Origin of the sequence: Pelagicoccus sp. SDUM812005 (assembly GCF_031127875.1) — a bacterium.
Classification (GTDB): Bacteria; Verrucomicrobiota; Verrucomicrobiia; order Opitutales; family Opitutaceae; genus Pelagicoccus.
This window is the reverse complement of record NZ_JARXIA010000001.1, coordinates 1-12,731: the sequence shown is the minus strand read 5'-3', so window position 1 is coordinate 12,731 and position 12,731 is coordinate 1. Positions and strand designations below refer to the sequence as shown.

The following is a 12,731-nucleotide window of genomic DNA, read 5'->3' as shown; positions in this document are numbered from 1 at the left end:
ACCTATGCATTGACCGTACCAAGCCCCGCTCCCCGGAGAAGCGTCCCCTTTCTCCCTGCGCAATGCACGCTTCCCTTCGCAAGCTGCAATCGTGCTCGCCACGCCCCGCCTGGATCGCTTCCCCAATTCCGTCCCTCGGAAATCCAGCCCCAAAGCGCCGATTCCCAATTTCTCCCTTTACCTCGCCCAAGCCGCCCCCAAATTTCCCTGCCTTGCCAAACCGGTAGCGGCCGCAGTCCTATTTGCCGCGCCGCCGCCCGATCCCTTTTCACCACTCACGACTCACCACTTTCCTTCCCATGCCTCGCGAAAAGAAGATGACCCCCATGATGCAGCAGTACTACGAGGTTCGCAAGACCCTCCCGGCCAATACGCTGCTGCTGTTCCGCTTGGGCGACTTCTACGAGATGTTCCACGAAGACGCCGAAATCGGCGCCCAGGTCCTCGGCATCACCCTCACCAAGCGCAGCGACTACAAGATGGCCGGCATCCCCTTCCACGCCGCCGAGCAGTACATCGGAAAAGTCCTCGCCGCCAACATGAAGGTCGCCATCTGCGAGCAAGTGGAAACGCCCCAAGCGGGCAAGCTCGTCAAGCGCGCCCTTACCCGTATCCTCACTCCGGGTACGACCATCGAGGACAACCAGCTCGACTCCCAACGCAACCACTACCTGGCCGCCATCGAGTACGACAAGTCCGGCTTCTCCCTCGCTTGGATCGATCTCTCCACCGGCGAATTCCGCATCGCCCACGACAGCAAGCCGGACGACCTCCTGCCGGTGCTCGTCTCCATCGACCCCGCCGAACTCCTCCTCATGGAAGGCACCCAAGAGTCTTGGCAAAAGCAGTCGCACAACAATCCGGTATTCGAGGAGCTGATACACTTCGCCAACTCCCGTTCCACCTCCGAGCAACCGGGCTTCCAGTTCGACTGCGACTCCGGGGCCCAAGCCGTCATGGAAACGCTGGGCGTCATCAACCTCGAAGGATTCGGCATCGAAAAGACCCACGACGCCCTCGGCTGCGCCGGCGCCCTGCTCCACTACGCTCGCGAAACCCTCCGCTCCGAGCCAAAGAACCTGTCCTCCATCCGTGAATACAGCGCCAAGGCATCCCTCCTCATAGACCCCGCCACCCTGCGCAACTTGGAGATCTTCAAGTCTACTCGCGGCCTGCGCGAAGGCTCCCTCATCGAAGCTATCAACGGCTGCAAAACCGCCGCCGGAGCCCGCCTCCTCGAGCAATGGCTCATCGCTCCCGAAAGAGACATTCCCGAGCTGCAACGCCGCCTCGACTCCGTCGAGCAATTCTACCGCAACCCTATGGCCGCCGCCGAGTTGCAAAGCACCCTCAAGTCCGTCCGCGACATCAAGCGCATCCTCTCGCGCATGCAAAACCGCCTCCGCAATCCGCGCGAGCTCGGCGGCGTGCGCGACACCCTGCTGCAAATTCCCGAACTCAAGGCCAACATCCAAGAGGTCGCGTCCTCCACCTCGCCGGACTCCCCCGCCGCATCCCCGCTCGACGACCTGACCAACCGCCTCCACGAGCTCCCCGCCCTCGCCGAACTGCTCGACCGCGCCCTCAAGGAAGAGCTCCCCAGCAAGCTCGACGACGGCGGCTACATCGCCACCGGCTACGACCCCGAGCTGGACCGCATGCTCTCCCTGACCACCGACAACAAAGTCTGGCTGGCCGACCTCGAAGCGGACGAGCGAGCCCGCACCGGCATCAAGAACCTCAAGGTCAAGTACAACGGGGCCTTCGGCTACTTCATCGAAGTCACCAAGTCCAACCTCTCCCTCGTACCCGAAAACTACATACGCAAGCAGACCACCGTAAACGCCGAACGCTTCATCACCGAAGACCTCAAGGCCAAGGAAAAGGAAATCTTCCACGCCGAAGAGAATTCCAAGCGTCGCGAAGAGGAGCTCTTCCTCGGCCTCATCGAAGCCGTGCTCGAAGAAAGCGCCGCCCTCACCCAAACCGCCGAAGCTCTCGCCGAGCTCGACGTTTTCTGCGGCTGGGCCGAAATCGCTCGCCGCTGGGACTACTGCAAGCCAGAGCTCAACGACAGCGACCTGCTCGAAATCAACCAAGGCCGCCACCCCGTCGTCGAACAAATGCTCCGCAAGGACACCCAAGGCCTCGCCGGCAGCCACGCCTTCGTTCCCAACGACATCGGCATCTCCGCATCCGAAAACCAAATACACCTTATCACCGGTCCCAACATGGCCGGTAAGTCGACCTTTATCCGCCAGGTCGCCCTCATCACCCTCATGGCCCAAGTCGGCTGCTGGGTGCCGGCCACCTCCGCCAAGATCGGCCTCGTCGACCGCATCTTTTCCCGCGTCGGAGCCAGCGACGACCTTGCCCGCGGCAACTCCACCTTCATGGTCGAGATGAACGAGACCGCCAACATCCTCAACAACGCCACCGAAAACTCCCTCATCATCCTCGACGAGATCGGGCGCGGCACCTCCACCTACGACGGCCTCTCCATCGCCTGGTCCGTCATCGAGCACCTTCACCGCGATCCCCAAACCGGTCCCAAAACCCTTTTCGCCACCCACTACCAAGAGCTCACCCAGCTCGACAAGCACCTCGGCCGCCTCGAAAACTACAGCGTCGCCGTCAAGGAGTGGAACGACGACATCGTCTTCGTCCGCCAAGTCGTCAAAGGCGCCGCCGACCGATCCTACGGGATTCAAGTAGCCCGCCTCGCCGGCCTCCCCACACCCGTCATCGACCGCGCCAAGGAGATCCTGGAAAAGCTCGAGTCCGACGACTCCAGCGTCACCGTTTCCAGCCCCACGCCCGTCCCCGTGGCGAAGCCTCGCAAGAAGATCAAGGTCGAGACCGACAAAAACCAACTCGGCCTCTTTTAATTAATGTGGCGAGCGCGCGGTGGTGGGGCTCGACGGCCCGGTGCCCCACAGCCGACAGATCCCGCAAGCCAGTCCCTGCCGCCACGAAAAAGCCCGCAACCATTAGGCTGCGGGCTTCTCCTGAAAATTTGTAGGGGGGGTGTCTTACTTAACTACGTGGCCAGAAACAAGCTTGGTCATTTCGAACATCGTAACCTTGTCGCGTCCGTCGAAGACCTTCTTGAGGGCTGCGTCAGCGATGATTTCGCGCTTGTTTTCTGGGTTCTGGAGATTGTTAGACTTGATGTAATCCCAAAGCTTCTTGGTGAGCTCGGTACGTGGAAGTGGGTCAGCACCGACAACTGCAGCAAGAGCAGCATCAGGAGTAACAGGTTTCATGAAAGCCGCGTTGGCTGGTTTTGAAGAAGAAGATTTTGCCATAAGGTTCTCTTGGATACGACTGCCCCCCGCCAAATCAACTTAAATAAACCGCTCGGCGGCCTATTTTAGCGGATCAAATCAAGCCTGCTGAAAATCAATCTTAATCACGTAGGAGACCTCGCCCAGCCGCGTATAGACGAAATCCCTCAATCTCGACAAGTAAACGGTCCAGCCGAGCCAACATGCGCCGCGACTGGGCATCTTGGCTCACATCCAGCAAGTCCTTGCAGGCCTCCGCCAAACGGTACGCATGCAAGATATCGCAGCCGTTCTTGAGCGAAGTGAGGTCCTTCATGAAATCGACGCTATCGGGATAGCTCGGATTTTCGCTCAGACGCAGCCTCAACTCCATGCCCTGCGCCACCAAGGCTTTCGTCAAACGCTTCAACAACGCCTGGTCCTCCTGCCAAATGTCCAGGTTCAGAACCGCCAGCTCCTCGCCTTCCTGGGTGGCCGCCAAAGCTTGGATGCGAAAATCCCGGGCCAGCTTGACCGCCCCCTTCAAGTCGCTCATGGCCAGCGGCTTCTCCAGAACGTGGGCCGAGGCGTCGCTCTCGAAGCGCTCGTGGGGCGACATTACCGCCCACAACGGCGACCGCCCCCAGTCCTTCTTGCTGCGCTCGCTGATGATGGAGGCCAAGGCGCTCGCCCCCATGCCTGGAATCATGCTGTCCACGATGACCAAATCGTAAGCGCGAGCCTTGATCCGAGCCAAGGCCTCGCCTCCGGACCCGGCTCCCGTCGAGCGGCAGCCCAACTTGCGCGACAGCGTGCGGCAGTAGGCCACCACCTCCGGATTCTGGTCTACCACTAAAATATGAACCGGTGCCTCCGCCGGATTGCCCACTCTAAGACCCAAGGAACGGATCGTCCAGGAAGCCCACGCCCACGCCGCCGGCAAGGCGCGCTCCGCTTCCTCGTCCGCCCGCGGACGCAGCACCACGCAGCTCACCCCGTTGGAATCCGCAAAACCTCGAGCGACCACGCTCAAGCTGGGATTCCCCAAACGCAGACGCAACTCGCAGTCCGCCGGCATGTCCTCCAGGCAAACCAGCAGCTCGCCCACCTCCGCCAAGTCCAAGCCTTCATCCGCCAAATAGTCCGCCAGATCCAAGCCACGCGCCGGCTTCGCGCCCGCCAGCCCCGGCAAACCAGCAAATGCAAGCAGCTTCATCCCCTTGTCGATCAACAACAATCGCCAATCTGCGGGAAGTTCAGGCAGCGGGCCCGCCGAGTCCTTGCGTGTGGGTTCACTCATTCGAAAAAGGGAAACCACAATCTTGCCGGAAAATCCGCAATTTTCGACCCGGCCCGCATTTTTAGCAAAAGACTCGCAAATTCTCCATTTTTAAAAAAAATGTTAAAGCCCTTTGACAATTCTTGGGATCCAAGCAGCGTTACCTTAGCGCAAAGCCTCAATTACCCGCAAACTGAATGGCGGATACCCCTCGGGGCTGTCACTGAGTCTGCAGCACGGAATACTAGCCTACCTGGCGGGTCGCAAGACGTCGCCATTCCGCAATTGGAGCGAACCTGTCAAACCAACCAACCCTCACTACCATGACTCAACCAACCAACCAGACAAGTCGCATGGTCGTTTTGGAGGATCAGCTCCTGCTGAGAGACCTCCTTTCATCCCTAGCAACCACTGTCCCCGGCATCATGGTCGTAGGCGAAGCAAGCGAAGGCCGCCAAGGCCTCGCCCTATGCGAAGAGGAAAAGCCCGACATCGTCATGTTCGAGATGTACCTTCCCGGACTCAACGGCATCGAAATCCTCCGCCAATACGGCCCGAAGCACCCCAACACGCGCTTCATCGCGATCTCCTCGCATTTCGCTCCCGACTCCATCCGCGAGCTCCTGGAGCTCGGCTGCCACGGCATCGTCTCCAAATCCTCCGCCGCCTCCAAGCTCAAGGAAGGCCTGCGCGAAATCAAGAGCGGCAGCGGCTACCTCTGCCCCGTCTGCGCCAGCCTCCTGCGCGAGTCCCACCTCGTAGGCAGCTCCGTCTCCAAGAAGAAGAATCGCCTCTCCAACCGCGAGCGCGAAGTCCTTCAAGCCGTAGCGGAGGGCTTCAGCACCAAGCAAATCGCCGAAATGCTGGAAGTGAGCGTCAAGACCATCGAGGCCCACCGCGCCAACCTCATGAAGAAGCTCGACGCCCGCAGCGCCGTGGAGCTCACCCGCTGCGCCTTCGAGATCGGCATCATCGAACTGCCTGGGCAAAGCAAGCCCGCCGCCTACACGATGCCCAGCTAAGCCCCTTTCCATTCCCTACCCCACTCGAGAACCCGTCCCGCGCCTGCGAGGCGGGTTTTCCCGTCTCCGCTCGGCGGCATAAAAAACAGGACGGCGCCGCTCCCCCAAGCTGCCGCCCCCACCCGCAGCTCCCAAACAAAGCTTGCGGGGCGAATCCAAGTAGCAGACTAAGTAAAGCGGCAGCCTCTGCCTGCCGATATCCCACCACCTAATGACTCCACGCCACGCACTTCGTAACCTTTACCTGCTCCTCGCCGCCCTGCTCCTCGGCTGTTTGCTCCAGGCCGAAGAAGAGCTGGACAAGGATACCAGCCGCCTCGTGCGCCGCAGCGAAAAGCTGGCCAACTCCCTCGTCGACATCCAGTCCAAGGAGACCTCCATGATTCCGCCAGCGGTCATGCAAAAGGCCAAGGGACTCATCATCCTGAAGCAATACGAAGCCGGCGTCATCTTCGGAGCGAAAGGCGGATTCGGCGTCGCCCTGCGCCGCACGCCAGACGGCAGCTGGAGCCCCCCGGCCTGGATCAAGACCGGCGAGATCAGCGGCGGCCTGCAGCTCGGCGCCCAAAAGCTCAACGTCGTCCTTATCATTATGAACGACGACGGGCTCAAGATGCTCAACAAGGCTAAATTCAAGATCGGCGTCGACGCCACCGTGACCCGCGGCCCCACCGGCGCGAACTACGAGTCCAATATGAGCGACGTCGCCGACATCTTCGCCTACACCGTCAACGAAGGCTACTACGCGGGAGCCACCTTCGAAGGCGGAGTCCTCCTGCCCGACCGCCGGTCCAACGAAGTCAGCTACCAGCGCCGCCTCGAAATTTCGGAAATCCTCGCCAGCGATTCCCTGGAAAGTCCTTTTTTCTTCGAACGGACCTTGAAGCTCCTCGGCGAGATCGAGTCCGGCTCCTCCGACGAATTCTAGCCCGCTCCCCTCTTCAGGAAGCTGCCGGAGCTCGGGAAGCTCCGCAATTCCCCCTTTCTTCCCACGCCCGAAACATCCTTCCGGCGCCTGCTCTCCGCGCAGAAGTTCGCCCCTGCGCATACTGAGCCTTGATTTTTATCTGAAAATGCTTTGACGTACAAATGTAGGAAACAGATTTCGACGCTTCCTGTCACACGTCTCGGACCCCCTACACCCCCTTGCCGTAAGCGTTCGCCCACCCTCAGATCAAAGTTCAGGGATACGCTTGACTCATTTTCACAACACCATTTCAACCAACACCCGAAAAGTAGCGAAGTTCCCCACTCCCCACCCACCCAAGCCCGATCCCATCGAGCTCGCAACGGAGCGGAGCCGACTCGCCCCTTACGTCAATTTTAGATACCTCAATGGACACTTCATTCGCAGCTACGCTAATTGACGCTTGGAACATCATCGTTTCAGGCGGCTGGATCATGATTCCGCTCTTCTTGCTAGGGCTCGTCGCTTTCTACGTCGGAGCGCGACTGCTGCTCTTCTTCTTCCGAGGAAACCACAAGAAGACCTCCATCGCCACCTGCGAAGAGTGGGTACGCGACAGCTCCAAGGCGCAAGGCACCGTGGGCGAAATCATCCGCTACTCCCAGGACGGCGTTTCTTCCGTCGAAGACATCCAGGACCGCTTCTCGGAAATCCGCACCGCCGAGATCCCACGCCTCCAGCAGAACATCACCTTCCTGCAGATCATGATCAACACCGCCCCGCTGCTCGGACTTCTCGGTACCGTACTCGGCATGTTGACCACCTTCTACGGTATCGCCCTCGGCGGATCGGAAAGCACCACCTCCATCGTGGCCGGCGGTATCCAGGTCGCCCTCATCACCACCCAGATGGGCCTCTGCCTCGCCATCCCCGGCTACATCTTCGTCTACTTCCTCAAGCAAAAGGTTCTCGACTACGAAAGCTTCCTCGTCCGCCTCGAGAGCATCTCGCTCCAGCACTTCGCCGGACTCTCCAACAAAGCCTAAGCGCCTCAAGCTAAACGAAACACGAACCTTAAGACGCAATGAGCTCTAATTACACACCTTCGAACCAGCAAGGAAACGCCTTCTCCAATGGCGCCTTGGCTGTCCTTTTCACCGTAGCCGTCTTCGCCGTACTCCCCTTCATGCAGTACCTCGGCAAGTTCGCCAACCCTGGCGTGCAAGTCGCCACCGAAGACGCCTCCGTCCAGCCTCCGCCTCCTCCCCCCGAGGAAGAACCGCCTCCCCCCGAAGAGGAAAAGGAGATCGACGAGCCCGAGATGGAAGAGCCACCTCCGCCCATGACCCTCGCTCAGCTGGAAATGGCCCTCAATCCTGGTTCCGGCGACGCCGTCGGCGACTTCGGATTCGGCGACTTCAATACCGGCATCGACGCGCTGGCCGGCATGCAGATCTTCTCCCTCGCCGACGTTGACAAGAAGCCTAGCGCCTTGGTCATGTCCACGCCGCTCTACCCCTACTCCATGCAGCAATCCAAGACCAAGGGTCGCGTCATCGTAGAGTTCGTCCTCGACGCCGAAGGCAAGGTACACCGCGTCCGCGCCACTAAGTCCACCCACCGCGAGTTCGAAGAACCCGCCATCCAGTGCGTGCAACGCTCCACCTGGAACCCTGCCGCCAAAGACGGCAAGCCGGTTGCCTGTAAGGTTCGCATCCCTATCGACTTCTCCCCCTAGAACTCGAACAAACACTTTCACGAAAAGCGATCGCTTCCCAGCGATCGCTTTTTTTGTGCGTCCGTCGCCCCCTTCCCAACTCACCGGCCCGCCAAAACTGCAGGTGCCGAGATCCCAAGCCCGCCCCGAGATCCGCTTTTTCCAGGAATTCGACCCAAATCCTACATCCGTAGTCTTTACTTTTCCGCATTTATTCCTACATTCGTAGTACACAACTCGACAATCACCTCAACCCCAGGAAAAAGCATGAGTCACATATACACCCAAGTACGCATCCCCCTCGCATCCAACCTCAAGGCCCTCGCTCTCGGAGCCCTCGGCGTCACCGCCATCTTCGCCCTCCTTCCCATCCTGATGGAGATCCCGAACCCCTTCAAAAAGGTAGAGCTCGTCCCCGCGCCAGACGTTCCCATCGACCTCCCCGATCCTCTTATCGTAGAACCTCCTGAACCGATCGTCGAAAAGCCCCCCCTCAAAGTGGAAGAGCTCGAGGTACCTCCGCCTCCCATCACTCTCGACCAAATGGCCCTGCTGCTCGACCCCAGCGACAACGGGGTAGGCGTCGCCGTCGATTCCGGCCGGACCTTTCTCGACGACAGGGCGACCGGCATCGTCAACTTCCTCCCCAGCGAGCTGGACCAGCAACCGCGGGCCCTGGTCGCGACCAAGCCGCTCTACCCCTACTCCATGCAGCACTCCAAGACTGCGGGTCAAGTAACCGTCGAATTCGTCATCGACGAAAACGGCCGCGTTCTTCGCCCCCGCATCGTCAAGTCGAGCCATCGCGAATTCGAGCAAGCCGCTCTCGAGGCCGTGCTCAAGTCCAAGTGGCAACCCGGCCGCAAAGGCGGTAAGGACGTCCGCACCCTCGTCCGTCTCCCCGTAAACTTCAAGCCATAGGGCACTAAGAACAAGTCAGTTACACCACAGAGGCCGTCTCACATCCGAGACGGCCTCTGTCGCGTCCCATGCAAACAGCCGCCGCCCCTCCCCTTTGACCCCTAAAACCCAAACCAAAAATCAATTCCGATACTGCAAAATCAGAAAAGGCAGCTAAGCGTAGTTGAAGCGTACCCACGAAGCCATCAGCTTTCTCTCAACCCCAATCGCCTTCCCCATGAGCCAACACACCCTCCACATCAACGGACAAAACCGCACCGTCGACGTCTCCGACGACACCCCGCTCCTTTGGGTCCTACGCGACCACCTCGGTCTCGTCGGAACGAAATACGGCTGCGGAAAAGGCCTTTGCGGAGCCTGTACCGTCCACCTGAACGGCGCCGCCGTGCGTTCCTGCCAGCTACCCGTCGGCGCCGCCGCCTCCGGAAAGATCACCACTATCGAGGGACTCGCCCGAAACGAAAAACTCACTCCGCTGCAGGAAGCCTGGATCGAGCACGACGTCCCCCAGTGCGGCTACTGCCAAGCCGGCCAAATCATGACCGCGACCGCCCTGCTCGCCAGCAACAGCAAGCCCAGCGACTCGGACATCGACGCCGCCATGTCCGGCAACCTCTGCCGCTGCGCCACCTACACCCGCATCCGGCAAGCCATCCACACCGCCGCCAAAGCCTGATTCCCCAACCCACTGCACCCACTCTCCCCATGAACCTTTCCCCCACCGACACCCGCCACCCCGCCGCCATCGCCCGACGCGACTTCGTCAAAGCCAGCGCCATCGCCGGCGGAGGCCTCCTCCTCAGCGCCCTCTTTCCGTCCACCAAAGCCGCAGCCGCCACCAAAGGCTCCAGCATCTTCGCCCCCAATTTCTACATCAAAATCGCCAGCGACGGACTGGTAACCATCATCTCCAAGAACCCCGAAATCGGCCAGGGCATCAAGACCTCCCTCCCCATGATCATCGCCGAAGAGCTCGAGGTCCCCTGGCAGAACGTCACCGTCGAGCAGGCCGGCCTGGTGCTCGGCCTCAAAGGCTGGCAAGGAGCCGGAGGCAGCGGAGCCACCCCCGGCCACTACATGGACTTCCGCAAAGTCGGAGCCGTCGGCCGCACCCTACTCGAACAAGCGGCCGCCCAAAAGTGGGGCGTACCCGTCGCCCAATGCCAAGCCGATCAAGGCTACGTCAAGCACAGCGCCTCCCAGAAGAAGCTGGCCTACAAGGACCTCGTCGACATCGCCGCCCAACTGGAAGTCCCCGATCCCGATTCCGTCACCCTCAAGGATCCCAAAACCTTCAAGCTGCTCGGACGCCGCATCACCGGCGTCGACAACCGAGCCATCGTCACCGGCCAGCCCCTCTTCGGCATCGACCAGCAACGCGAGGGGCTGCTCCACGCCTGTTTCGTCCGCTGCCCCGTATTCGGAGGCAAGCCCCGTAGCGCAAATCTGGATACGATCAAACGAATGAGCGGCATCGTCGATGCCTTCATCGTGGAAGGGACCGACGACGCTTTCGGCCTCCGACCCGGCGTCGCCATCGTCGCCCGCGACACCTGGACCACCTTCAAAGCGCAGCAGAGCCTGCAAGTGCTCTGGCAAGACGACAACGCCTCCCAGCACAACTCCTTGCTCTACCAAGAACAAGCCAGCCAGCTCGCCCGCGAGCCCGGCCAGGAGCTCCGCTCCGACGGCGACGTGGAAGGCGCCCTCGCCTCCGCCGAGCAAGTTCTAGAAGCCACCTACGAATACCCCTTCCTCTCCCACACCAACCTCGAGCCCCAGAACACCACCGCCCTCTATCAAGACGGCGTCATGCAAATCTGGAGCCCCACCCAAAACGCCATCAACGGCCACGGACTCGTCAAAGAGCTCTTCCAGCTCGAGGACGACAAGGTCAAGATCGACATCACGCGCATCGGCGGAGGATTCGGCCGCCGCCTCATGTCCGACTTCATCTGCGAAGCCGCCGCCATCGCCCACAAGCTCGAAGGCACCCCCGTCAAAGTCACCTGGACCCGCGAGCAAGACATGCAGCACGACTACTATCGCGCCGCCGGCTGGCACCACTTCAAAGGCGCGGTCGACGCCCAAGGAAAGATATCCGCCTGGTCCGACCACTTCGTCACCTTCGGCCTCGACTCCACCGAAAAAACCGGTCGCGGCGCTGGCATCTCCAGCGACGAGTTTCCCATCCGCTTCGTGGAAAACGCCCGCCTAAGCCAAACGATTCTCTCTACCAACGTCCCCATGGGCTGGTGGCGGGCCCCCGGCAGCTGCGCCATCGCCTTCGCCACCCAAGGCTTCATCGACGAGCTCGCCCACCAGGCCCAACGCGATCCCCTGCAATTCCGCCTCGAGCTGCTCGGTCCCGACCGCCAAGTTGCGCCCGCCGGCAAACGCGGCCCCGACTACGACTCCGGACGCATGAAAAACGTCCTCCAACTCGCCGCCGAGAAAGCGAGCTGGGGCAAAAAGCTTCCCAAAGGGCGCGGCCAAGGCATCGCCTTCCACTTCAGCCACCGCGGCTACGTGGCCGTGGTAGCCGAAGTCACCGTCGCCCCTAATGGCTCCCTGAGCGTCGACAAGCTCGTCGCCGGCGTCGACGTCGGCCCCATCGTCAACCTCTCCGGCGCCGAAAACCAAGTGCAAGGCTCCCTCATCGACGCCCTCAGCGCCGCCTGGCAACAAGAGGTGACCATCGAAGGCGGGCGCGTACGCCAGACCAACTTCGACGACAACCCCATGCTCCGCATCGCCCAGTCGCCCCAGATCGAAGTCCACTTCGACCAAAGCGACAATCCCCCTACCGGCCTTGGCGAGCCCGCCTTCCCTCCAGCCGCCCCCGCCATCGCCAACGCCATCTACGCAGCCACCGGCAAACGCATCCGCAGCATGCCCTTCAGCAAAACCGACCTCACCTGGACCTAGCCGAAAAGCCTTGGGCGGCCCTTCTGCACTCGTAAGCACATTCCGTCCCCCACACCCGCTCGCATCACAATCGATTCCAAACAAACCCGCTAGCCAGAAGAGCCGAGCCAGCAAACACAACTGCAGCTACCCAATTTCGCTGGTAGGGCTCGACGGCCCGGCGAGCCGCAGACGGCAGATCCCGCAACCCAGTCCGCCCGGCGGTCGGACCCTACCCATCCAAAGCCAAGTCGCCCCCTGCGCAAAACAAACACAACGTTATGTTTAACTTGCGCAGAACAGAAACGATTCGCCTTCTCCCCCAAAGCCGAAAACGAGGAGGCCCAGGACCGTTTTGCCAAGCACGCAAACCTTCCTCTCAACGTCTCGCGTAGACCACCGGCGCTAGTAAGTTCATCCCATCGTCCCGCGAGTCGGGTCACCATCGAATTCGAACACAGCTGCGAGGGAGAAGAGCGGTGCTAACAACCTCAACTGCAGCTACCCGATTCCCCGGTAGGGCTCGACGGCCCGGCGAGCCGCGGACGACAGATCCCGCACCCCGGTCCGCCCGGCGGTCGGACCCTACCCATCCAGAGCCAAGTCGCCCCCCACCTGCGCAAAACAAACACAACGTTATGTTCAACTTGCGCAGAGCAGAAGCGATTCGCCTTCTCCCCCAAAGCCGAAAGCGAGGAGGCCCAGGACCGCT

General features: G+C 60.9%; 10 protein-coding genes. 8 read left to right on the top strand and 2 right to left on the bottom strand.

Going from position 1 to position 12,731, the window contains the following annotated elements:
- The first annotated feature begins 299 nt into the window (after window positions 1–299).
- Window positions 300–2,888, top strand: coding sequence for a DNA mismatch repair protein MutS (gene mutS, locus QEH57_RS00050; protein WP_309004611.1), 2,589 nt, complete (start codon window positions 300–302; stop codon window positions 2,886–2,888).
- A 144-nt stretch (window positions 2,889–3,032) separates the two neighbouring features.
- On the opposite strand, the gene QEH57_RS00045 is transcribed toward mutS, so the two are convergent.
- Complete coding sequence (locus tag QEH57_RS00045; protein ID WP_309004610.1) at window positions 3,033–3,308, bottom strand: SWIB/MDM2 domain-containing protein; 276 nt, start codon at window positions 3,306–3,308, stop codon at window positions 3,033–3,035.
- A 100-nt stretch (window positions 3,309–3,408) separates the two neighbouring features.
- Window positions 3,409–4,566: a response regulator gene (locus QEH57_RS00040; RefSeq protein WP_309004609.1), complete on the bottom strand. Its 1,158-nt coding sequence runs from the start codon at window positions 4,564–4,566 to the stop codon at window positions 3,409–3,411.
- Between the two features lie 302 nt (window positions 4,567–4,868).
- Here QEH57_RS00040 and QEH57_RS00035 point away from each other — a divergent pair, with 302 nt between their 5' ends.
- From QEH57_RS00035 to QEH57_RS00005, 7 genes are all read left to right on the top strand, one after another.
- Window positions 4,869–5,567 carry a response regulator transcription factor gene (locus QEH57_RS00035; RefSeq protein ID WP_309004608.1) on the top strand — a complete coding sequence of 233 codons (699 nt, stop codon included), beginning with the start codon at window positions 4,869–4,871 and terminating at the stop codon, window positions 5,565–5,567.
- Between the two features lie 211 nt (window positions 5,568–5,778).
- Window positions 5,779–6,495, top strand: a complete 717-nt coding sequence (locus QEH57_RS00030) for a lipid-binding SYLF domain-containing protein (protein WP_309004607.1) — start codon at window positions 5,779–5,781, stop codon at window positions 6,493–6,495.
- A 407-nt stretch (window positions 6,496–6,902) separates the two neighbouring features.
- Window positions 6,903–7,520 (top strand): MotA/TolQ/ExbB proton channel family protein, encoded by a 618-nt coding sequence (locus QEH57_RS00025; protein WP_309004606.1) that lies wholly within the window; start codon window positions 6,903–6,905, stop codon window positions 7,518–7,520.
- Window positions 7,521–7,558: 38 nt separating this feature from the next.
- Window positions 7,559–8,212 (top strand): energy transducer TonB, encoded by a 654-nt coding sequence (locus QEH57_RS00020; protein ID WP_309004605.1) that lies wholly within the window; start codon window positions 7,559–7,561, stop codon window positions 8,210–8,212.
- 246 nt (window positions 8,213–8,458) lie between these two features.
- Window positions 8,459–9,112, top strand: coding sequence for a TonB family protein (locus QEH57_RS00015; protein WP_309004604.1), 654 nt, complete (start codon window positions 8,459–8,461; stop codon window positions 9,110–9,112).
- Between the two features lie 217 nt (window positions 9,113–9,329).
- A complete protein-coding gene (locus QEH57_RS00010; protein ID WP_309004603.1) occupies window positions 9,330–9,788 on the top strand; it encodes a 2Fe-2S iron-sulfur cluster-binding protein in 459 nt (152 codons plus the stop codon).
- A 29-nt stretch (window positions 9,789–9,817) separates the two neighbouring features.
- Complete coding sequence (locus tag QEH57_RS00005) at window positions 9,818–12,040, top strand: molybdopterin cofactor-binding domain-containing protein (RefSeq protein ID WP_309004602.1); 2,223 nt, start codon at window positions 9,818–9,820, stop codon at window positions 12,038–12,040.
- Window positions 12,041–12,731 lie beyond the last annotated feature (691 nt).